A 22226-nucleotide genomic window follows, 5' to 3' on the forward strand; every position below is an offset into this window, starting at 1 on the left:
CAACAGATCCACCAGCAAGACCTGCAGTAACGCGGCACGTTCGTGCCATTCACTCAGATGTTGAGGAGAGACAACATGCACCGCAAGACCCTGCTTTCTGCAGCGATCATCAGCTGCCTTGCTTTCAGCGCACACGCGCAGGAAGCCGCCCCGTCCGCCACTGCTACCGACCTGGACACCGTTACCGTTACCGGTATTCGCGGCTCGATGGAAAAGTCGCTGGACACCAAGCGCGAAGCCAATTCGCGTGTTGAAGTCGTCACCGCTGAAGACGTCGGCAAGCTGCCGGCGCACAACGTCGCCGACACCCTGCAGCGCCTGCCGGGCGTGAACATCAGCTCGTCCAGCGCCGACGAAGGCGGCTTCGACGAAGCCGACCGTGTCAGCCTGCGCGGCACTAGCCCGAGCCTGACCCAGACCCTGATCAACGGCCACACCGTCGGTTCGGCCGATTGGTTCGTGCTCAGCCAGGGCAGCAACGTGGGCCGCAGCGTCAGCTACACCCTGCTGCCGTCCGAGCTGGTCCGCTCGGTGGAAGTACACAAGTCCTCGCAGGCCAAGCTGCAGGACGGCGGCACCACCGGTACCGTCAACATCGTTACCCGCAAGCCGCTGGAATTTGCCAAGCAGATCACTGCTGAAGCCTCGATCGGCGCCGTGCGTTCGGATTCGGCCAAGTCCAATGATCCGCAGCTGTCGGGCCTGTTCAACTACAAGAACGACGAAGGCACCTTCGGCGTGATGGTGCAGGCTTTCAGCCAGAAGCGTGAGCTGCGCCGCGAAGCACAGGAAATCCCGGCTGGCTTCTTCCAGATCGACCCGAACGGCACGGTCGCGCAGAGCAACCCGGACCTGGCTGGCGTGTACGCCCCCAGCCTGCTGGGTTCGACCCTGTTCGAGCAGACCCGCGAGCGCAAGGGCGGCCTGGTCGCATTGCAGTTCAAGCCGGCCGACAACCTGACGCTGGGCCTGGAAGGCTTCAGCTCGAAGATGGACGCCAACAACTACAACCGCAATTTCATGTTGTGGGGTAGCAACGTCCTCAATGACCGTACCGTTGATGTGAAGGATCCAGTGACCGGCGTGGTCAGCAAGGTACTGATTCCCGGTCAGGCGCCGACTCCCGGCTATGTGGTCAAGGATGGCGTGCTCAGCAACGCCAACTTCACCGGTCAGGCCGGTCGCGATTACGCCGTGTACGACATGATCTATCGCGAAGCCACCGCCAAGAGCAGCTACATCACTGCTGATGCGGACTGGCAGATCAATGACGGTCTGAACGCCAAGTTCCAGGCCGGCAGCACCAAGGGCACCGGCTCGACTCCGCGCCAGTTTATCGCTGAAGTGACCGCAGCCAATGGTGGCGGCGCCAACTGGACCACGCATGGTGCCGGCAAGCCCATCGACTGGAACGTCGGCGGTGACATCAGCCCGGCCGGCGTCACCAGCTTCGGCACCTGGGGCAACCAGGAAGTCACCGCTGAGGACAAGGAGAAGTGGTTCACCGCCGACTTCAGCCAGTACTTCGACAGCGGCACCCTGAGCTCGATCGACTTCGGTGTGCGTTATGCCGACCACAAGCGCGAAGCCCTGTCCCCGGAAGGCGCCAGCCCGGGCGATATCTGGTCTGAACTGAAGAACGGCGCCACTGCCAACTTCCCGGGCGGCTTTGCCGGCGGCATCGGCGGCACCTTCCCACGCAACCTGTGGTACTTCACCCCGGGTGCACTGAAGGACGCGATCCTCAACAACTCCGAGTGGTTGGCGAACAACGACGGTCCGACCGGTCGCCACAACTACGGCGGCGAGTGGAAGGTTGAGGAGAAGAACTTTGCTGGCTACGTGCAGGCCAACTTCGTGGGCGACCGCTGGAGCGGCAACGTCGGCCTGCGTTACGTCAACATCGACCAGGACATCAACACCTACCAGGCCGTTTCCGACGCAGCCAATGCTGACGTAAGCAGCCTGTTCGGCATGTGGAAGGCACTGGCATTCAACAACAAGCACGACCGCATCCTGCCGAGCGCGAACATCAAGTTCGACATGTCCGATGACTTGGTGTTCCGCTTCGCCGCGTCGCAGACCCAGACCCTGCCGGACTTCTCGGCACTGGGCGCTTCCTCGTGGGGCTCGGATCTGAGCCGCACCGGTGGCGGTGGCAACCCGAAGCTGAACCCGGTGCTGTCAACCAACTTCGATGCCAACATCGAGTGGTACTTCATGCCGCGCGGCCTGTTGTCGGTCGGTGCGTACTCAATGAACCTGAAGGACTATGTGGCCTTCGGCACTGAAACGCAGATGCTGTTCAGTGAGCTGACCAACCAGCTGGAAGCTTATGAAGTTGCAGTGCCGGTCAATTCCAACGGCAAGGTCACCGGCCTCGAAGTTGCTTATGAGCAGCCGATTGGCGACAACTTCGGCATCAATGCCAACTACACCTATGCCGATGGCAGCACCTCCCACACCTGGGAAGATGGCAGCAACAACCTGCTGGGCACCTCGAAGAACACCTACAACGTGGGTGGCTACTTCGAGAACGACACCTTCGGTGCACGCGTCAGCTACACCTACCGTTCGTCCTTCCTGATCGGCCTGAAGGGCGCCAGCCCGTACTATCAAGATGACTTCGGCACCCTGGCGCTGTCGCTGAGCTACAAGGCAACCGATTGGCTGAGCGTCAGCTTCGATGCGCTGAACCTCAACAACCCGACCCTCAAGTACTACCAGAGCGCGGCGATCCCGAGTGCGTTCTACGAGAACGGTCGCCAGTACTACTTGAACTTCCGCTTCAAGTACTGAGCCATCCCGGCACGCACCATCGCCGGTTAGTGTGACGCGCCGGGCCTGGATCATTCCGGGCCCGGCGTTTTTTTGTAGTGCCGGACCATGCTCGACGTCCGCCAGTCCATTGTGTTCTGGCAACCCGCCAGACGATGCCCGGCATCGACCCATGCGCAACGCCATGGTCCCCTGCCGAGCACCACTCGGCACTACCATCAGCGCTGCACACGCTTTCACCAAACATCCAAAGAACAGAACAGGAGCTCCGCCCATGACGAAGTCCCTCGCGCGCAACCGTGCGCCCTGGCTCAGTAGCTGCGTGCTGCTGGGAATGACCGCCCTGCAGGTGCAGGCCTCGGAATCTGCCAGTGCGCCATCGCTCGTTCCCCTGCCTGCCAATTACCAGGCATCCACCGGAAAGGACTTCGTACTGAAGGGCTCGGACCTTGTCGGCGGCAATGACGAGGCCTCACGCCGCGCTGCCGGCCAGTTCGTACAGATGCTGTCGCGCAACGGCGGCCCCACACTTGCCGTGGCAGACAGCGCCAGCAAGGCGAAGATCCGCTTCCGCCTGGATCCGTCGGCCACCAACACCGCCGAAGGTTACGAACTGAAGGTGTCCAACAATGGCATCGAAGTCAGCGCCGGTGATGATGTTGGCCTGTTCTACGGCGCGGTGACCGCCATGCAACTGCTCACCGGCGACAACGCCGGCCATGTTGCCGCCGCCACCATCCAGGACACCCCACGCTTCCCGTGGCGTGGCTTCATGCTCGACTCGGCCCGTCACTTCCAGAGCATGGACGAGATCAAGAAGATCCTCGATGCGATGGCGCAGCACAAACTCAATACCTTCCATTGGCACCTGACCGATGACCAGGGCTGGCGCATGGAAATCAAGCGCTACCCCAAGCTCACTGAAGTGGGCAGCTGCCGCGTCCCGCTGGGTGACGCCGGCGTTGATGCAGCCACTGGGCAGCCGCGCACTTACTGCGGCTATTACACGCAGGATCAGATTCGCGAAATCATCGCCTATGCCGCACAACTGCATATCCAGGTGATCCCGGAAATCGACGTCCCCGGCCATGCCACGGCTGCCATTGCCGCCTATCCGGAGCTGGGCGTCACCAACCAGAAGCTGCTCACCTCCAGCGAGTGGGGCGTGCTGCCAAACCTGTTCAACACCGAAGAAAGCACCCTGCAGTTCATCGAGAACGTGCTGGAAGAAGTGATCACCATGTTCCCGGCCAAGTACGTGCATGTAGGCGGCGATGAAGCGGTGAAGGACCAGTGGATTGCTTCCAGACGCGTGCAGGCGCACATGCGCGAACTCGGCCTGAAGGACGAGATGGAAATGCAGAGCCACATGATCAAGCGCCTGGAAAAATTCCTGGAGCAGCATGATCGGCGCCTGATCGGTTGGGATGAAATCCTTGAGGGCGGCCTGCCGCCGGAAGCCACGGTGATGTCGTGGCGTGGCACCGAAGGTGGCCTGAAGGCCGCCAGCGAAGGCCACGATGTGGTGATGTCGCCAGTCACCCATATGTACATGGATTACCTGCAAACCGAGTCGCCGTACGAAGTGCCCGGCCGGCCGACGACCATTCCATTGCAGAAGGTCTATGAATTCGAGCCGGTGCCGGCTGAACTTGCCGCCGACAAGCGTTCGCACATCCTTGGCCTGCAAGCCAACATGTTCAACGAACACACCCGCAATGACGTTCGTCTGGAACACAATCTGTTCCCGCGCCTGGCAGCGGTTGCCGAAACCGGCTGGAGCCCGCAGGACAAGCGCAACTTCAGCACCTTCCTGCAACGTCTGCCGCGTCAGCTGCAGCGCTACCAGGCCATGGGTATCCGCTACGCACAGACACCATTCCAGGTGGACATGCTGGACAAGGGCGACCATGCCACCGGCACCGCCGACGTTACCCTCGTCAATCCGCTCGGCTATCCGGTGCACTACACACTCGATGGCAGCGACGTCACCGCCAACGCGCCGCTGTACAGCCAGCCGCTGCAGCTGAAGGTCCCCAGCGAAGTGCGTGCTGCTGCGTTCTTCGACGGCAAGCCACTTGCCGCCACGCGTGCCTACAACTTCACTGCCGAGTCGCTGTTGATGCGTGATGACACGCAACTGGGCCTGTGCCCCACCGGCGGCAAGCTGCTGCTGCGGCTGGAAGATGATGGCCCGGTGGAAGGCGAGCGCGCGGTGTTCAACGTCAACATCTTCAACCCGTGCTGGCTGTGGTCAGACGTGAACCTGGCAGGCATCAGCAAGGTGAAGGTGCGTGCGGGCCGTATTCCGTACAACTTCCAGCTGGCCCATGACGAGCCGTCGCGCAAGTTTGCGGCGGCACGCAGCAAGCACGGCGAGATGGAGATCCTGGCCAATTGCGAAGGCAAGCCGTTGGCTTCGGTGCCGTTGCCGGCCAATCCGGGCGCCGATGGTTTCCTGGAGTTGGAGGCCACGATCACCGCACCGGCAACGCGCGGGGACCTGTGCGTGCGCTTCACCGGCGATACCCGCCCCAACATGTGGACGCTGGACTGGATCAAGCTCGAACCGGCCAAGTAATCCCCATCATGTGATGCCTGCAGAAGGCCACCGCTCGCGGTGGCCTTCTGCTTTTTTGCGGCCCGTGGTGGTGACGCGGTACCGCATAGCGCACGACAGGGCCCCACCGCACTGCGCGGAGGACGTTGCTGGCAACGCCCTGTCGGGCATGGCAGCACCACTACAAAGGCACTGGGTCGCCCGGATGGCACGCCCCGATGGTTGTCATCCGAGCACGTCAATTGACCTGCCAAATTTTTTCACGCAAGCAATAGGAATTGCCTCAAACATCCGATCATCGCCATTGCAATTTCATATGAAATAAAAATTCCCTCTCAAATCATTTAGATACCTATAGATTCAACTTGCTAACTGTCTTGAAAATTTTTTGCATAGCAGCTTGACATCGTTGTCACATAGCAATGACACTCCCGATACCGCGACACCACCAGGCGTCGTGCGAACTCCCAGGGGATGTCCGTGGTTGCCAGGTTGAACACCATGTCCAAGCTGACCACCTCCGCATCGGCTGCCTTGCTGGCTGCCGACGTGGGCGGTACCCATGTCCGCGTCGGCCTGCTGCAGCCGGGCGAGGACGCCAGTGCCCCGCTGTCGATGCTGGCCTATCGCCAATACCGCTGCGCCGACTACCCCAGTCTCAGCGCGATCCTGGCCGACTTCCCGGTCAACCGATCGACGCTTGCCGCCTGCGTCATCGCTACCGCTGGCTACGCGCTGCCGGATGGCACAGTGATCACCGCCAACCTGCCCTGGCCGCTGTCGTCCAATCGCATCCGCCAGGACCTGGGTTTTGACGCGGTGCATCTGGTCAACGATTTTGAAGCCGTCGCCCATGCCGCCGCGCACATCAGTGCGAGCCAGGTGCTGCAACTCACCGGCCCGGCCGATGCACCGCGCGGCCCCACCCTGGTGATCGGCCCGGGTACCGGCCTGGGTGCGGCGGTATGGATTCCGGTCGGCAACCGCTCCGTCGTGTTGGCCACCGAAGCTGGTCAGGCGTCGCTGGCAGCCACCACCGATCTGGAAATGGCCGTGTTGCAGCAGATGCTGCGCGACCGCAGCCATGTCTCCATCGAACAGGCGTTGTCCGGCCCCGGCTTGCTCAACCTCTACAACGCGCTGTGCGCAGTGCGCGGCACCACGCCCACGCATGCAACGCCCGATGCCGTCAGTGCCGCCGCTTGCGATGGCAGCGACCCGGTAGCCGTGGAAACCCTGCAGCTGTTCTGCGGAATCCTCGGCTCCACCATCGGCGACATGGCCCTGCTCTATGGCGTGCAGGGCGGCATCTATCTGGCTGGCGGCATCCTGCCAAAGATCAGCCAATTCCTTTTGAACAGCACCTTCGTCGAACGCTTCCTCAACAAGGGGCCCATGACCAAGGCGTTGCAAAGCATTCCCGTGAAGCTGGTAGAGCACGGGCAACTGGGCGTCATCGGCGCAGCCAGTTGGTATCTGGGACGCAGGGAAACCGACCCCGGCGCACCGCCTTCCGCAGTAACGCAGATGCATGTGGCAACCCGTCCATGCATGGATCCCAACCCCGCAGCTGCCGGCCAGCACGCCGGACTCCATCAATGATGAGGAGAGACATCATGAGGTACCGCAAGTCCGTACTATCCGCCGCAATCGTCACGTGTTTGAGCTTCCCGGCCATGGCCCAGGAAGCGCAACCCGACGCCACCGACCTTGACCGTGTTGTCGTCACCGGCATCCGCGCCAGCCTGCAGCAGTCGCTGGAAACCAAGCGCAACGCCGATGCCATCGTCGATGTGATCACCGCTGAAGATGTCGGCAAGTTCCCGGCCACCAACGTGGCCGAGGCGATGACCCTCATCCCCGGCGTCACCATCGACCGTGCCTACGGCCAGGGTGAAAAGGTCTCCATCCTCGGCACCGACCCGGCGCTGAACCGCACGCTGCTCAACGGCCAGTCCATCGCCTCGGGCGACTGGAACATGTCCGACTTCCCGACCCGTACCTTCAACTACTCGCTGCTGGCACCGGAGCTGGTGGGCAAGGTCGAAGTGTTCAAGTCGCCGGAAGCACGCCTGGATGAAGGCTCGGTTGGCGGTACCGTCAACATCTCCACGCGCAAGCCGCTGGACATGCCGGAAAAAATCAGCGTCAACGGCCGCGTCAGCTTCAGCCGCAACGACCGCGTCGATAAAACCGACCCCAGCGCATCGGCTGCTTTCGGCTGGAAGAATGATGCTGAAAATTTTGGCTTCATCATTTCGGCACAGTCCGCGCGCGAGAGCATCCGCCGTGACGGCATCGAATCCTACGGCACCGTAAAGGCCAAGGACTACCTCAATGGCAACGGCTCCTGGGGTTCGGTCAACAACACCAACACCGACTGGTCGGTTCCGGCCAACCCGGACGGCAGCCAGCCGAACCTGCCGGGCACCTGCCAGGGCGCCTGTGCTGAAGCACTGAAAGCAAACCCGGAGGCCGTGGGTCCCGGCTCGATGAGCGCACACTTCTTTGAACAGAAACGCGAGCGCGACACCTTCTCCGCGTCGCTTCAGTTCAAGCCGGTCGAACAACTGGATATCGAACTGAATGCGTTGAAGATTGATGCCAACTTCGATCACATGGCGCAGTCGATGTTCGCCTGGCCGGGCAATGCCTATGGCGGCCTGATGACCTTGACCGACGTCACCATCGAAAACGGTTTGATGACCAGCGGCACCAACAAGGGTGGCCGCATGGCGTTCGATCTGCAGAACCGTCGCGCCAAGGTGGAATCTGAAACCTACGACATCAAGGCAACGTGGAACGACGAGCGCTGGTTCCTCTCCACCCATATCGGCCACACCAAGGCCGAAGGCGGCCCGGAACAGGTCTACGGCAGTTTCCTGGGCAGCGCGGACTACACGTGGTCAATCGCTGGCGGCCCGAAGAATCCGGGCAGCCTGACCTTCCACGGCGACAATCCGTTCACCAACCCGGAACAGTTCAAGATGGACGGCGGCTACGCCAACCCGTGGCACACCAACCCGCCGGCAGAAGGCAACTGGGCCTCGGGCTGGGGCGGCAACTTGGTTGAGAAGCCGACGCTGGACAAGGAAACCTACGGGCAGGTCGATTTCGGCCTGAAGCTGGATTCACCGGTGTACATGATCCGCGCCGGCTACAAGCAGCGTTCGCATGAAACCGGGCAGATCCAGCGCGGCGTCGTGCTGGCTTCGATCCAGGGCTATGGCGACGCCACTGCGGACATGTTCAATCCACGTCCGCTGCCGGGCAACTATCTGAGTGGCTTTGGCGGCTATGGTGATCTGGCCAACCGTTTCACGATCGACGGCTGGGCGTTGGCCGATTACGTCAAGAGCAACAAGTGGCTGGCACCGTGGCAGGACGCGCCGGTTCCCACCACGCTGGGCAACGGAGAGTTCGCCCGCAACACCTGGACCATCGAGGAAGACATCAAGGCTGCCTATGTGCAGGCTGATTTCAGCCTCGACCGTCTGCGCGGCAACATCGGCCTGCGTTATGTGCAGACCGATGTCGGCAGCGGCGCCTATGCGTGCACAGTCAATGTCCCGGCGTGCCCGGAAGACAAGTACGAGTGGAAGGTCAAGCCGAGCAAGTACAACAACGCCCTGCCAAACTTGAACCTGGCCTTCGACGCCAGCGAAGACTTGGTGCTGCGTTTCTCTGCCGCCAAGACCATGGCACGCCCAAGCTATGCGGACCTCTCCAGCTACATGTGGTTGTCCGACCAGCAGCTGACCGGCGGTGGCGGCAATCCAGATCTGAAGCCGTATCTGTCGACCAACCTGGATTTCTCGGCCGAGTGGTACTTCTCGAAGGACGCCATCCTGGCCGGCTCGATCTTCTACCGTGACATTTCCGACTACATCCTGATGGCCTCGCGTAAGGAAACGCATTGGAACATCAACCAGAGCCGTGAAGACACCTACCTGGTGGACCGTCCGCAGAACGCAGGCGATGCCAAGATCAAGGGCGTTTCGCTAGCGTGGCAGCAGAACTTCGGCATGGGCTTCGGCATCGTCGCCAACTACACCTACTCCGATGGTGAAGCCACCAACGGGCGCCCGTTGCCGTACAACTCCAAGAACCAGTTCAACATCGCTCCGTTCTTCGAGAACGACAAGTTCGCAGCACGCGTGACCTACAACTGGCGCGACAAGTACTTCACCAACGTCAGCGGCGGTCGCGATCTGTGGACCATGGACTACACCTCGGTGGATGCATCGCTGTCGTACAGGATCACGGACAACCTGACCGTGGCGCTGGAAGGCATGAACCTGCTTGATGAGAAGTACCACAGCTACTCCGGTACCGAGCAGCTGTTGCGCGGTGCTTACCTGAGTGGCCGTCGTTACAACGCTTCGCTGCGCTTCGCCTTCTAAGCCAGCCACCACTGAATCAAACGTTTCATCCGCTGTTTTTTCTCCTCCAGCGGGCCTGGGTTTTTCAGGCCCGCTTTTTTTTGAGATAACAGCACGCTTATACGGAGCACATATGACCCGACTGCACACGCGTAATCCCGTCCGCAGCCTGTTGGCCAGCTGCCTGATTCTGGGCAGCAGCTTCACCGTTTCGGCCACCACACAAGCGCCACCCTCGCTCGCTCTGCCCGTCATTCCGGCGCCGCAACAGGTGTTGCCCAGTGCAGCCAGCTATACCGTCAACAGCCGCACGGTTCTCAGCGGCAGCGACGAGGCCGCGCGCACCGTCGCCGCCCAGTTCAGCCAACTGTTGGGCAAGACATCGCCATTGCAGCTCAACCTGGCCGAAGGCAAGACCAATGCGGCCACCGGCATCCACTTCCAGCTCGACCCTGCCCTGGCTGATGCCACGGAGGGCAGCTATCAACTGGACGTTGCCGCCCAAGGCATCCGTATCCGTGCCGCCAGCACCGCAGGCTTGTTCCATGGCGCAATGACGCTGCTGCAGATGCTCACTCCCGCCACCGGCAGCGACGTTGCCGTACCTGCGGTCAGCATCACCGATGCGCCGCGTTTTTCCTGGCGTGGCTTCATGCTCGATTCGGCACGACATTTCCAGAGCGTTGACGACATCAAGCTGCTGCTCGACGCCATGGCGCTGCACAAGCTCAACGTATTTCATTGGCACCTCACCGATGATCAGGGTTGGCGCATGGAGATCAAGCGTTACCCGAAGCTCACCGAAGTGGGCAGTTGCCGATCCCCCGCCGGCGAAGCAGGTGTCAACGCCGACGGTACTGCGCACCTGTATTGCGGCTTCTACACGCAGGAGCAGATTCGCGATGTGGTTGCCTATGCCGCCGCACGTCACATCACCGTAGTACCGGAAATCGACGTCCCCGGCCATGCCCAGGCTGCGGTGGCCGCGTATCCGGAGCATGGCGTGGTCGATGGCCCGACGCAGCCTTCTGCCAATTGGGGTGTGAATCCGTACCTGTTCAATCCGCGCGATGAAACGCTGCAGTTCCTGGAAAACATCCTGGCCGAAGTCATGCAGATGTTTCCCGGCAAGTACATCCATATCGGCGGCGATGAAGCAGTGAAGTACCAGTGGCAGGATTCGCCACAGGTGCAGGCCTACATCCGCGAGCTGGGTCTGAAGGATGAAGAAGCATTGCAGTCGCACATGCTCAAGCGTCTGGAAAAATACCTGGAAGCGCACGATCGCAAGCTGATCGGCTGGGATGAAATCATCGAAGGCGGTCTGCCGCCGGAAGCCACCGTGATGTCCTGGCGTGGCATCGAAGGCGGTATCGAAGCCGCCACGCACGGCCACGATGTGGTGATGACACCCGGCAACACGTTGTACCTGGATTTCCTGCAGACCAATCTGCCGGACGAACCGCCGGGCCGTCCCAAGTTCACCTCAATGCAGCGCATCTACGCCTACGATCCGGTGCCTGAGCAACTGACGGCTGCACAGCGCAAACACGTGATCGGTGTGCAGGCCAACATGTGGACCGAACACACGCGCACCTTTGCCCGACTGCAGCACAATGTGTTCCCGCGCATGGCAGCGTTGGCCGAAATCGCCTGGACGCCACTTGAGCGCAAGAGCTACGACGACTTCCTTGCACGCCTGCCGGCGCAGCTGCAGCGTTACAAGGCGCTGGGCATTGGCTATGGCCAGACCGCGTTGTCGGTGGCAATGAAGCGCCAGGACGATCGTGCCGCTGACAAGGTGACGGTGGAACTCTCCAACCCGCTCAGCTATCGCGACATCCGTTACACCACCGATGGCAGCACGCCTACCGCGCATTCGGCCAGCTACGGCGCGGCATTGACCCTGCCGGTGCCGACCACACTGACAGCGCAGACCTTCTTCAATGGCAAACCGTTAACGGACGCGCCCAATCGTTGGGTGTTCGATGGCGCCTCGCTGTTGCGTCGCACCGACAAGACGTTGGCGACCTGCCCGGAAGGTGGCCGTCTGCAGTTGCGCCTGGAAGACGACAATCCGCTTGAAGGTCCACGCGATTCGTTCGACGTGACCATCTTCAATCCGTGTTGGTTGTGGGAGGACGCGCAATTGCAGGACATCGCGTCAATCAAGGTACGCGCCGGGCGCATTCCCTACAATTTCGGCCTATTGAAGCCGGAGGAAGCCAAGCGCGGCTATCGCAAGCCGGTGGCAAGGCACGGCGAATTCGAAGTGCGCGCCGGTTGCCACGGTCGCGTACTGGCCACGGCGCCATTGCCGGAGAAGCCGGGCAAGGACGGTTTCATCGAACTGCAAGCACCGCTGCGTGCGGGCCCGGAACAAGTCACCGACCTGTGCATCACGTTCAGTGGTGATACCCGGCCACAGATGTGGGTGCTGGACGAGATCACACTTCAGCCGCGCAAATGATCGCCGTCATGTGATGCAAACCACGGTAGCGCGCAGCCCTGCTGCGCTGGGGTTTTATCGGGAAGGCCCTGCCGAGCGTGAGCTCGGCACTACCGTGGTGCACTTTCCTGTGGCGGGCGTTGGAGCTGCGCTGCAATCCAGCCTGCGAGTAACGTTCAGCCACGTGGCTGCAAACGCAGCAGCAGATCCCGCAGCGGTGTGAATGCCGTCAGTATCCCGGCCAACACGCCAATACTGTTGGCCAGTGCATCCATCGGATCGGCCATGCGCGTTTCGGTCAGTGCACCCTGCATCCACTCCACGCCAACGCCCATCGCCACCAGGCCCAGTGCCACCACGCACAGCGCGCGACGTGTGGCGAACAGCTGCACCGCACTGCCGGCCAGCAGAAAGTAGGCGAGGAAGTGCTCGACCTTGTCGCTGTTCTGCGGCAACGCCAAGGGCGGCGGCGGGATCAGGCATACCACGATCACCGCCACCACCGCCGTGCACCACAGCAGCAGCCAGAATTTCTGCCGCCGCAACGGCTTGAGCGTGTTCACAGGCGCCAGGTCATATCGCCGAGCAGGAACGACATGGACATATCCACATCGCGACTGAATGCCATCACTTGGAAGCGTTCGCCCATCTCGGTCGGCAAGGTCAGCCGCTTGAGCTGCCCGCGCAGGCGCATACGCCCCAATTCATCGCTGCGTTCTTCGGCTTGCTCCAGCAACTGAGTGATGCCGTTGCCAAGCAGGAAGTTGGTTTGGCTGCAGTAACCGGCGAGATCAAAACCGGCATTGGTACCTGCCTCAGCCAGCGCGGTGAAATCCACCGAGGCGGTGATGTCCTGCAGGCCCGGCCACAGGTAAACATCGTTGTGCACGCGGTGGCGGTAGAACGCACGCAACGTACCGTCGGTGCGATCGTCCTGGTAGAACTCGGCGCGCGTATAGCCGTAATCAACGAACAGCATCGCGCCACGCTTCATGCCACCGGCCACGGCCTGTATCCAATACGGCAGCTGCGGCAATACTTCGGAACGGTAGTCCTGTGCAAACGGCCGCTCCAGGTAACGCTCGATGTGCCGTACCGCAGCCGATGTCAGCGCATCTGCCGGCTGGGCACCGCGCATGAAGCGGCCTTCGCCATCAAGCTCCACCGTTTCTTCGTAAACCTCGCCTTCGTTGACCAGGAAGCGAGGGGTCGGCAAGGCGTCGATCACTTCATTGGCAAACAGCAAACCGTCCCAATCGTCTTCAAACGGACGGTCCAGCCACTCCACCAGCGCGAATACCGGCGGGATCAGTGCCTTTTCAAGGCGTTCGCGCTGACGCTCGCGCAGGTCGGCACTGGGTTCAAGGATGGCGTAGCGCGCGGGCAGCGCGTCCAGCTCCAGCAGGCGCTTGAGCATGATTTCGGCGAAGGCCCCGCTGCCACCGCCCAGTTCCAGCATGCGCGCCTGCGGCCCCAACTGCTGCAGCACCGGTGCCACCACGTTGGCCGTGGTGGCGGCAAACAACGGTCCCAACTCCGGTGAGGTAACGAAGTCACCGGCAGCACCGAACTTGCTGGCACCGGCGCTGTAGTAGCCCCAGCCCGGCGCGTACAGCGCCAGCTCCATGAAGCGTGAGAACGGCACCGCACCGCCTTGGGCGAGGATGTCCTCACGCAGGTGCGTCGCCAGCTGGTCGCTGTGCGCAAGCGCGTCAGGGTCGGGTGTGGGCAGGTCAGAATGCATGGCGATGCGGTTTGCGAGGACAATGCACAGGATAGCCGAGTGAGGAAAGCGCAGATGACAGAATCCCAACGGGTGGCCCTGGTCACCGGCAGTGCCCGCCGCATCGGCGCCACCATCGCCCGGCATCTGCATGCCCACGGCTACCGAGTGGCCCTGCATGCCCACCTGTCCTGTGAGGAAATGCAGTCACTGGCCTTTGACCTGGAAAGTGAACGCCCCGGCAGTGTGTTGACCGTGGAAGCAGACCTGCGTGATCCAGCCACGCTGCCGGACATGGTGGAACAGGTGGTCAGCCATTTCGGCAGGCTCGATGCGCTGGTCAACAATGCTTCCAATTTCTTCCCCACCCCGTTTGGGCAGGTGGAAGTGGAACAGTGGGATGAGCTGCTGGCAGTCAACGCACGCGCGCCGTTCTTCCTGGCGCAGGCCGCAGCGCCGCACCTGATCAAGCAGCGCGGCGCCATCGTCAACCTGACCGACCTGCACGCTACCCAGCCGCTGCGCGAGCATCCGGCGTACAGCACGGCCAAGGCCGCGCTGGAGATGGTCACGCGTTCCCTGGCGCTGGAGCTGGCCCCGCATGTACGAGTCAACGCGGTCGCGCCCGGGGCCATTCTTTGGCCAGAACAGGGCAAGAGTGAGCAGGCCAAGCAGAAACTGATGGAGCGCACGCCAATGGCGCGCATCGGCACGCCGCATGAAATCGCCTCGGCGGTGCGTTGGCTGCTGGATGACGCCGGCTACATCACCGGGCAGACCTTGCGGCTGGATGGTGGGCGCACGCTGACCTGAGTGTTGTGCAGGGAGTTACGCATTCTCCCTTGCCACTCCTCCCCTTGCCTGCGGCAGCGGGGGGAGCTTGAAACCAGTGCACCCGAGCGAACCGCGTCACTGGGAACCTAAACGAGCAGCTTTCACTCCTCACTGCTGTTCACTCACTCCTGCCCTTCAAGCTCCACCGTATCGAACGCCTGCCCGTATTGCGGATGCTCACGCCACATCTGCGCCAGCGTCAGCTTGCGCACCGGGTCGACGAATCCTGGGGCGATATCAGCCAGCGGCTTGAGCACGAAGGCATGCTTCAACTCCGGCCGGGGGATACGCAGGTTCTTGGGGCCTTCCACCACCAGATCGCCGTAATACACCACGTCGATATCCAGGGTACGGTCGCTGAAGCGCGGGCCGGAACGATCACGGCCGTGGGCGTCTTCCACCGCATGCAACCAAGCGTCCAATTCGATCAGCGGCAGCTCGGTATCCAGCATCACCGCGTTATTGAGAAAATCCGGCCCATCAAAGCCCACCGCTGGCGTGCGGTAAGCCGGTGAAACGTGGATATCGCCGAAGCGTTCGCGCAACACGGCCACAGCCCGTTGCAGGTAATGCTGCGGTTGGAGATTGCTGCCCAGACTAAGGAGCACGGTGGTCATGGAGTGGATTGCCTACGGGCCGGCTCACACCTGACGGGGCGAGCGATGGCCCCGCATCGGGGTGGGGACGCACATGATAGGGCAGCAACCGCGCAGGCCGACATCCACGCGCGTGTCCGGCCTCACTCTGCGCCCAACGCGTCGGCAACCGCCCGGAACACCCGCTGCATCTCCAGCGGCTTGGGCAGCACATGCACGCTGATACCCGCCGGTGCCTGGCCATCGGCAAACGCGGGCATCTGTGCGTCTTCCAGCACGATGGCCGGGCCGCGATATCCCATGGCCTGCATTTCCATCAGCAACTGTTCGGCAGACAGCAACGGGATACCGCTGTCCACCAGCACCACGTCCGGCAGGCCCGCGTCCTGCATCAGCCGCATCGCCACTGCACCATCGCTGGCCAGGCGCATGCGGTAACCCTGGCTCGACAATGCATTGCCCAGCAGCGACAGCCGCGTGGCTTCGTCGTCCACTACCAGCAAACGCTCGCCGCGCCCTGGCCGGATGGGGCTCGGCACCAGCGCCGCTTCCTCGACGGAGACCGCCGCCTGCAGCGGCAACAGCAAATCGAAGGTGGTGCCGCTATCCAGCACGCTGCTTACTTCAATGCGGCCGCCAATGCTTTCGACAATGCGATGGCAGGACACCAAGCCCAGGCCCGTGCCCTTGGGCTTGGTGGTGAAGAACGGGCTGAACAAGCGCTGCAACGTGGCCTCGTCCATGCCGATACCCTCATCGCTCACCCGTATACGCACCTGCTCATTGCCATTTATGTCCCGACAGGGCTCGGCCACCAGACTCAACTTGCCACCGTCGGGCATGGCCTGAATGGCGTTGAGTGCCAGGTTCAACAGCACCTGCTGCAACTCGGTGTAATTGGCATCCACCGTCATCCGGTCATCAGCCACCTCAAACTCCAGCTCCACGTCGCGCGGCAAGCTGCTCTTGAGCAACATGCCCACCGCTTGAAACAGACGCTGCAGCACGACGCGTTCGCTGCGCTGGCTGGAACCACGCACGAACGACAGCATCGAATCCACCATCTCGTGACCACGGCGGCCGCATTCGGCAATCACGTCGGCCAGGCGTGTGATCTTGGGGTCGGTGCTGCGGTCGCGGATCAGGTCAGGCACGATCAACAGCGGCTGCAGAATATTGCGCAGGTCGTGGCCCAACCCGGCGGCCAACAACGCCAGGCTTTCCAACCGCTGCGCGCGCATCAATTCATCTTCCACGCGCAGCCGCTCGATCTCGCTGCGTGCTTCACGGATGGCTCGCACCACCGCAGAAGGCAGACGCGCCGGCAGGTGCTTGATGATGTAATCGTTGGCGCCTTCCTGCAGCGCATTTACGGCAGTCTCTTCACCCATGGTGCCGGAGACGAAAATGAAGGGAACGCGCGGGTACATTTCACGCAGAATGCGCAGCGCCTGATAGCCGGAAAACCCCGGCATGCTCAGGTCCGACAACACAATATCCGGCATCTGCCCGGAAAGCGCACGGTACAGGCACGCTTCGTTATCCACACATTCAAAGCTGGCCTGCAGCCCAGATTCGAGCAGCTGATCAGCGATCAGCTCCGCGTCTTCGGGCGAATCCTCCACCAAGAGAATCCGCAAGGGCCCCAGCGCTGCGTCCCGGTTCGGCATGGGGATTTACTCGGTTTCCGGAGATTGATTGATGACCGCCCAGAACACGCCGATCGCCTTGACCGCCTTGAAGAACTGTTCGATATCCACCGGCTTGACCACGTACGCATTCACGCCAAGATCCCAGCTGCATGCCAGGTCACTTTCTTCGCGCGACGACGACAGGATCACCACCGGCAGCCGCTTGAGTTCTTCTTCAGCACGGATGCGTTGCAGCACTTCCAGTCCGTCCATCCGCGGCATTTTGATGTCCAGCAGCAGCACTGCCGGCAGTCCTTCCTCACGGTCGGCGAAGTTACCTCTGCGCAGCAGGAAGTCCAGCGCTTCCACGCCGTCTTCGACATGGACGATGGGATTGGCGAGGTTGGCCTCACGCAACGCATCCATCGCCATCTCGGCATCGGCGGGGCTGTCTTCTGCAATCAGGATCGTACGCAGGGGACTCATATCGAAGCATCCTTGTAAGTGAGTTCGGAAACGGGGGGAACGATGAAGCTGAAAGTGGCCCCCTTGCCCACTTGTGCCTCGGCCCAGACCCGGCCGCCATGGCGGGTCACTACACGACGTACGCTGGCCAGGCCAATACCGGTGCCGGCGTATTCCGACGCCTTGTGCAATCGCTGGAAAACACCAAACAATTTGGAGGCGTACTGCATGTCGAAGCCGGCGCCATTGTCACTCACCGAGAACTGCTGACTGCCATCGGGCAGGTTTTTTGCGGAGACCTCAATCACCGCCTTATCGCAACCTGCGGTGTATTTCACCGCATTGCCAAGCAGGTTCAACCACACCTGCCGCATCATGTTTTCGTCGGCCACCAGCACCGGCAGCGGGCCGATGTTCCATTCCACGTGCCGGTAGGTGCCGTCCGCGCTGGCCTCCGCCTTCAGGTTGGAATCCAGCAGCGCGCGCGTATCAGCCACCAGCGATTGCATGTCCACAGGCTGCATCCGCATTGCGCCGCGCCCCAGTCGGGAATACACCAGCAGGTCGTCGATCAACTCGGCCATGCGCTGCGCCGAATCGCGGATCACCTGCAGGTAATGATGGGTTCTTTCATCGGCACCCTCACCCAGGTGCTTGCCAAGCTTGTCGGAGAAACCCGCCACATGCCGCAACGGCGCGCGCAGGTCATGCGACACCGAATAGCTGAAGGCCTCCAGCTCGCGGTTGACGTCGGCCATCTGCTCGACCTTGCCTTCCAGCTGACGGTTCAGCTCCTCTACCCGCACCTGCACCGCGCGTTGCAGGGTGATGTCGCTGATCGTCATCAGTACCACTTCGTCATCCGCGTCCGGCAGGTGCATACGCCGCGCGTTGATCAGCATGGTGCGCGCCATGCCATCAACGCCACGCTGCTCGTGCTCGAAATCCCACAACTCGCGGCCGCGCAACAGTACATCGGCCAAACGCTGGCGAATGATTGCGTCGTCCCATGCACCCTCACCGATGTCCTGCAGCGGGCGATGGCCGACCTTGGTGTCATCCACGCCATACAACTCAGCGAACGCAGGGTTGTGCAACACCACGCGCAGTTGTGCATCAAGAAGAACGATGGGCTCACGCACCGTCTGCAGTACCGCATTGGCCCGCGCACTGGCCCGGCTCAGGCGCTGCTCGGCCATCGCGCGGCTGCCAATCTGGCGTTTGAGCAACCACAACACCAGGGCCAGCAACAGCAGCTGTACTACCAACGCAGACCAAGTCACCACTGAGGATAGATGCTGCTGGCGTTTGGCCTTGAGCGTGCGCTCGGCCAGCAGCTGGTTCTCGCGCAGCTGTAGTTCTTCCACCAACGGCCGGATCGGGTACTGGAAGGTCATTTCCTCGATCAACGCCTTCCGCTCCGGCGAATCGGTACTGCGCGCTATCTGCCGTGCCAGGTCCATGCGGTGATCGAGCAGCGATTCAATCCTGCCCAGTCGCACCAACTGATCCGGGCTGTCGTTGAGCAGCCGCACCAGCTCGTTCAGATCATGGGTAACGCCGTCACCCCGCAGAAGGCGCTGCTGCAGTGTCGGCGACTCCACGCCCAACGACAGAGTCAGCGCTGCGAACTCGGTGTCACGGATAGCCGCGTGCAGGTTGTACAAGCGTGACCCAACGGCCTGGGTATGGGCCAGCCAATTGGCCGCGTTGATGCTTTCGTGGGACAGGCGCTGCAGGGTCAGGGCCGGCACAATGATGATGAGCAAAGCGGCCAGCGCGAGCCCGATCAGGCGCCAGCGGCCCCAGTCTTCATCGGTCAATCGCAGCGCCATCCCTTCCCCTTTTCACGGGCGGGCCCACAGCGACTGCAGGCCGGCATGTCATCAACGGTGGTAACAGGTGGTCAGCACAATCGCCGTCGAAACGGCAATAGAGCTGACCTGCCGCCACAGGATTGCACGAAACCCCGAAGGTGTGAACGCCTTGTGATGCCCCTCTGTGACCGCGTTCCTGCAAACGTTTACATGGCCGGATTTACGGACCGTCTCCGCTGGGCTTGATCGCATGCCCGCCGAACTCATTGCGCATGGCAGCGAGCATGCGGTCGGTGAACGAATTGTCTTCCCGCGAACGCAGCCGCTCCAGCAATGACAGCGTAATCACCGGCGCCGGTACATCCAGTTCGATGGCCTCGCTGACCGTCCAGCGCCCTTCACCCGAATCCTCCACGTAAGGCGCAATGCCGGCCAGGCTCGGGTTGCTCTTCAGTGCGTCGGCGCTGAGGTCCAGCAGCCACGAGCGCACCACGCTGCCATGCCGCCAGACGTCGGCCACCTGGGCCAGGTCGAGGTTGAAGTCGACCTTCTTCTGCATCAACGCGAAGCCTTCGGCATAGGCCTGCATCATTCCGTATTCGATGCCGTTGTGGACCATCTTGCTGAAGTGGCCAGCACCGACCGGCCCGACATGCGCCCAGCCCCGGTCTGCCGCGGGCGCCAATACCTTGAATAGCGGCGACAGTTCCGCCACCACTGCCGCATCACCGCCGATCATCAGGCAGTAGCCTTCCTGCAGCCCCCACACGCCACCGCTGGTGCCGCAATCGACAAAGCCCACATGATGCTCGGCACAACGTGAGGCATGCTGCAGCGAATCGCGATACCAGGAGTTGCCGCCATCAATCACCACGTCCTGCGGCGACAACAGTGGCAGCAGTGCATCGAGCGTGGCATCCACCACCTTGGACGGCACCATCAGCCACACTACGCGCGGCGCCGGCAGCGCCTGCACCAAAGCCTGCAGCGATTCCACCGCAGCAATGCCGTTCTCCTGCACCCGCGCGCGTGCTTCGTCACCCGGATCAAAGCCGGTGACGGTGATGCCGCCGCGCTGCAGCCGCTGTGCCATGTTGGCGCCCATGCGCCCCAGCCCGATCATGCCCAGTTCCATGTTTCGTCTCCGTTGGTTGTGCCGCTCATTGTGTTGCCGCAGGCGCGCAAGCGCGCGTCCACCCAGCGCCGGTAAAGCGTGGTGTGCAGATTGTGCAACGCAAGGTCGATACTGAAAGGCGTACGCGGATTGCGGTCGAGTAGACGTGCGATGTGATAACCGAGCGGACGCACGCCCTTGGGGTGCACGTAGAGCATCAACTCGCGATAGACCGGGTCGGCCAGCAGCGTGTCGATGCGTGCAAGCACCTGCTGGTGTTCCGGCGGCAGGGCTGCGCGCAGTGCGGTGTCGCGTTCGTACAGCAAGCGCTCAAAGCGACGCCAGCCACTGCCCGGCATCTGCTGCGACAGCTCCCATATCTGCCGGTTCACCGCATCGTAGTGCGCAAAGCCGCCGTGCCTGGCCAGCGCTTGCGCAGCGGCATCGCTGAGATCGGTGATGACGAAATTCTCGGCCTGGTTGTTGATGTCATCCAGGTACTTTTTATCAAACACATGCGCGATGAAACCCGGCGCACCCATGAAGGCCTGCCGTCCCATGGCCGAGGTGCGCACCGCCTTGCCATCGGCGAAGAACTCACCAGCGCTGCTGCCCAGCAGGATGCTCTGCGTTTTGTGCAGGGTGAGGAAAGTGCCAATCGACAATTCACCGGGCGCGAACTCACGGTCGAACAATGCATCGCCATACATCTCGCGCTGCGTGGCCAGCTGCGCGATCTGCCGCCCAACCCCACATTCCGAGCGCACATTTCCACGGTAAAACGCATCCACCGCACTTGAGTTCGTGGCCACCGGCGCATAGCCGCGACCAAAACTGCGAAAGCGCTGCCAACCCTGCGCCTTGGCGCCACCCAGACCAAAGCCTATCCAACCCATCTGCACGGCCGAGAACCGATAGCCTCGGTTCTCCTGCAGCCGCGTGGTAGCCGCGCGCGTCGCATCGCCCAGCTTGAACAGGTATGCACAGACGCTGGCCTGCTGTTGCAGCACATCAACTGCCAACTGCTCGCGTTGTACCGGATCGAAATGCTGCGGAACCTGTAACTGCAAATCGCGGTGTGCGTGCGCGTCGTCCAAGGAAGCACGCTGACATGGCGTGCCGCCTGCGATCAGCGGTTGCGCGATAGCGGCGTCGGTGACCTGCCAGCCGAGTTCGCGCAACAGCGACATGCCACACACATTGCCTGCAACTACGCTCGGTGCGTACACCCCACACAATGCAACCATCCACAACGCGCGGCCTGCGATTCGACCCACCGCACGCACGCGATACCTCACTGGATGGGCGCCCCGCTCGTCGGCGCAGGTGACATTTCATCAACGTACTGCTGCAGGCGCTCGAAGAAATTGCGGTAGAACAGCGCGTCCTGCACCGTGCTGCTGGCCACCCGCACCAGCGAATCATCGTTACTGCCAAACGGCAGCGATACCGAGCCCAAGGCACCGACGCCGACACTGGCTGAAGTTGGCGACTTCTTCAGCGCATAGCGGTCCTGTACCGCACTGACGAACACCTGCGCCTTGCCGTCACCACGGGCCGCGCACGATATCCGTAGCACCAGCTGCTCATGCACCTCGTCTTTGGGCTGGAAATTCTTGTTGCCTTCGACATTGGCCGTATCGGCGCGGGCGATGGCGTAGCCCTGCCCCAGCAGTACCCGGCGTGCCGCTTCGCAGGCCTGAGCCGGCGCAACATCGAGGTTGCGCGCGTAGGTGTCACCGGAATCGAAGGATTCACGCAGCAAGGTGCTGTTGGCGGCCTTGCTGGCACAACCGGCAAGTACCAATGGCAACAACATGATGAATGTTTGAAGTGGATGCGTGCGCATGGGCTCTCCACGTTTATCGAAGTCACAA

Annotated in this window: 15 protein-coding genes; 6 read left to right on the forward strand and 9 right to left on the reverse strand. The window is 62.0% G+C overall.

Going from position 1 to position 22226, the window contains the following annotated elements; genetic code table 11:
• The first annotated feature begins 75 nt into the window (after positions 1–75).
• From PAN08_RS14415 to PAN08_RS14435, 5 genes are all read left to right on the forward strand, one after another.
• Positions 76–2799: a TonB-dependent receptor gene (locus PAN08_RS14415; RefSeq protein WP_269792199.1), complete on the forward strand. Its 2724-nt coding sequence runs from the start codon at positions 76–78 to the stop codon at positions 2797–2799.
• 253 nt (positions 2800–3052) lie between these two features.
• Entirely contained in the window at positions 3053–5359 is a 2307-nt protein-coding gene (locus PAN08_RS14420; RefSeq protein ID WP_269792200.1) for a family 20 glycosylhydrolase, read from the forward strand.
• A 480-nt stretch (positions 5360–5839) separates the two neighbouring features.
• Positions 5840–6940: a glucokinase family protein gene (locus tag PAN08_RS14425; RefSeq protein ID WP_269792201.1), complete on the forward strand. Its 1101-nt coding sequence runs from the start codon at positions 5840–5842 to the stop codon at positions 6938–6940.
• A gap of 14 nt (positions 6941–6954) precedes the next feature.
• A complete protein-coding gene (locus PAN08_RS14430; RefSeq protein ID WP_269792202.1) occupies positions 6955–9741 on the forward strand; it encodes a TonB-dependent receptor in 2787 nt (928 codons plus the stop codon).
• 112 nt (positions 9742–9853) lie between these two features.
• Complete coding sequence (locus tag PAN08_RS14435; RefSeq protein WP_269792203.1) at positions 9854–12190, forward strand: family 20 glycosylhydrolase; 2337 nt, start codon at positions 9854–9856, stop codon at positions 12188–12190.
• Positions 12191–12345: 155 nt separating this feature from the next.
• Here PAN08_RS14435 and PAN08_RS14440 read toward each other — a convergent pair whose 3' ends face one another.
• Together PAN08_RS14440 and PAN08_RS14445 are read right to left on the reverse strand one after the other, a co-directional pair.
• Positions 12346–12741, reverse strand: coding sequence for a VanZ family protein (locus PAN08_RS14440; RefSeq protein ID WP_269792335.1), 396 nt, complete (start codon positions 12739–12741; stop codon positions 12346–12348).
• Positions 12729–13913: a class I SAM-dependent methyltransferase gene (locus PAN08_RS14445; RefSeq protein WP_269792204.1), complete on the reverse strand. Its 1185-nt coding sequence runs from the start codon at positions 13911–13913 to the stop codon at positions 12729–12731. The genes PAN08_RS14440 and PAN08_RS14445 overlap by 13 nt, the downstream gene beginning before the upstream one ends.
• 54 nt (positions 13914–13967) lie before the next feature.
• Here PAN08_RS14445 and PAN08_RS14450 point away from each other — a divergent pair, with 54 nt between their 5' ends.
• Positions 13968–14705, forward strand: coding sequence for a pteridine reductase (locus PAN08_RS14450; RefSeq protein ID WP_269792205.1), 738 nt, complete (start codon positions 13968–13970; stop codon positions 14703–14705).
• Between the two features lie 143 nt (positions 14706–14848).
• Here PAN08_RS14450 and folK read toward each other — a convergent pair whose 3' ends face one another.
• The 7 genes from folK to PAN08_RS14485 form a co-directional block, all read right to left on the reverse strand.
• On the reverse strand, positions 14849–15343 hold the full coding sequence (gene folK, locus PAN08_RS14455; protein WP_269792206.1) for a 2-amino-4-hydroxy-6-hydroxymethyldihydropteridine diphosphokinase: 495 nt from the start codon (positions 15341–15343) through the stop codon (positions 14849–14851).
• Positions 15344–15465: 122 nt separating this feature from the next.
• Entirely contained in the window at positions 15466–16992 is a 1527-nt protein-coding gene (locus tag PAN08_RS14460; protein WP_269792207.1) for a response regulator, read from the reverse strand.
• A gap of 6 nt (positions 16993–16998) precedes the next feature.
• Complete coding sequence (locus tag PAN08_RS14465) at positions 16999–17439, reverse strand: response regulator (RefSeq protein WP_269792208.1); 441 nt, start codon at positions 17437–17439, stop codon at positions 16999–17001.
• Complete coding sequence (locus tag PAN08_RS14470) at positions 17436–19253, reverse strand: ATP-binding protein (protein WP_269792209.1); 1818 nt, start codon at positions 19251–19253, stop codon at positions 17436–17438. The genes PAN08_RS14465 and PAN08_RS14470 overlap by 4 nt, the downstream gene beginning before the upstream one ends.
• A 202-nt stretch (positions 19254–19455) precedes the next feature.
• Positions 19456–20370 carry a phosphogluconate dehydrogenase (NAD(+)-dependent, decarboxylating) gene (gnd, locus tag PAN08_RS14475; RefSeq protein WP_269792210.1) on the reverse strand — a complete coding sequence of 305 codons (915 nt, stop codon included), beginning with the start codon at positions 20368–20370 and terminating at the stop codon, positions 19456–19458.
• On the reverse strand, positions 20355–21596 hold the full coding sequence (locus PAN08_RS14480) for a hypothetical protein (protein ID WP_269792336.1): 1242 nt from the start codon (positions 21594–21596) through the stop codon (positions 20355–20357). The genes gnd and PAN08_RS14480 overlap by 16 nt, the downstream gene beginning before the upstream one ends.
• Before the next feature lie 47 nt (positions 21597–21643).
• Positions 21644–22168, reverse strand: coding sequence for a DUF2242 domain-containing protein (locus PAN08_RS14485; protein ID WP_269792337.1), 525 nt, complete (start codon positions 22166–22168; stop codon positions 21644–21646).
• Positions 22169–22226 lie beyond the last annotated feature (58 nt).

Origin of the sequence: Stenotrophomonas sp. Iso1, assembly GCF_027497995.1 — a bacterium.
Taxonomy (GTDB): Bacteria; Pseudomonadota; Gammaproteobacteria; order Xanthomonadales; family Xanthomonadaceae; genus Stenotrophomonas.

What these genes read in the sequence shown, in the direction of transcription:
- PAN08_RS14415 (WP_269792199.1), top strand. Translation starts at nt 76, where the DNA reads ATGCACCGCAAGACCCTGCTTTCTGCAGCGATCATCAGCTGCCTTGCT.
- PAN08_RS14420 (WP_269792200.1), top strand. Translation starts at nt 3,053, where the DNA reads ATGACGAAGTCCCTCGCGCGCAACCGTGCGCCCTGGCTCAGTAGCTGC.
- PAN08_RS14425 (WP_269792201.1), top strand. Translation starts at nt 5,840, where the DNA reads ATGTCCAAGCTGACCACCTCCGCATCGGCTGCCTTGCTGGCTGCCGAC.
- PAN08_RS14430 (WP_269792202.1), top strand. Translation starts at nt 6,955, where the DNA reads ATGAGGTACCGCAAGTCCGTACTATCCGCCGCAATCGTCACGTGTTTG.
- PAN08_RS14435 (WP_269792203.1), top strand. Translation starts at nt 9,854, where the DNA reads ATGACCCGACTGCACACGCGTAATCCCGTCCGCAGCCTGTTGGCCAGC.
- PAN08_RS14445 (WP_269792204.1), bottom strand. Translation starts at nt 13,913, where the DNA reads ATGCATTCTGACCTGCCCACACCCGACCCTGACGCGCTTGCGCACAGC.
- PAN08_RS14450 (WP_269792205.1), top strand. Translation starts at nt 13,968, where the DNA reads ATGACAGAATCCCAACGGGTGGCCCTGGTCACCGGCAGTGCCCGCCGC.
- folK (WP_269792206.1), bottom strand. Translation starts at nt 15,343, where the DNA reads ATGACCACCGTGCTCCTTAGTCTGGGCAGCAATCTCCAACCGCAGCAT.
- PAN08_RS14460 (WP_269792207.1), bottom strand. Translation starts at nt 16,992, where the DNA reads ATGCCGAACCGGGACGCAGCGCTGGGGCCCTTGCGGATTCTCTTGGTG.
- PAN08_RS14465 (WP_269792208.1), bottom strand. Translation starts at nt 17,439, where the DNA reads ATGAGTCCCCTGCGTACGATCCTGATTGCAGAAGACAGCCCCGCCGAT.
- PAN08_RS14470 (WP_269792209.1), bottom strand. Translation starts at nt 19,253, where the DNA reads ATGGCGCTGCGATTGACCGATGAAGACTGGGGCCGCTGGCGCCTGATC.
- gnd (WP_269792210.1), bottom strand. Translation starts at nt 20,370, where the DNA reads ATGGAACTGGGCATGATCGGGCTGGGGCGCATGGGCGCCAACATGGCA.
- PAN08_RS14480 (WP_269792336.1), bottom strand. Translation starts at nt 21,596, where the DNA reads ATGGTTGCATTGTGTGGGGTGTACGCACCGAGCGTAGTTGCAGGCAAT.
- PAN08_RS14485 (WP_269792337.1), bottom strand. Translation starts at nt 22,168, where the DNA reads ATGTTGTTGCCATTGGTACTTGCCGGTTGTGCCAGCAAGGCCGCCAAC.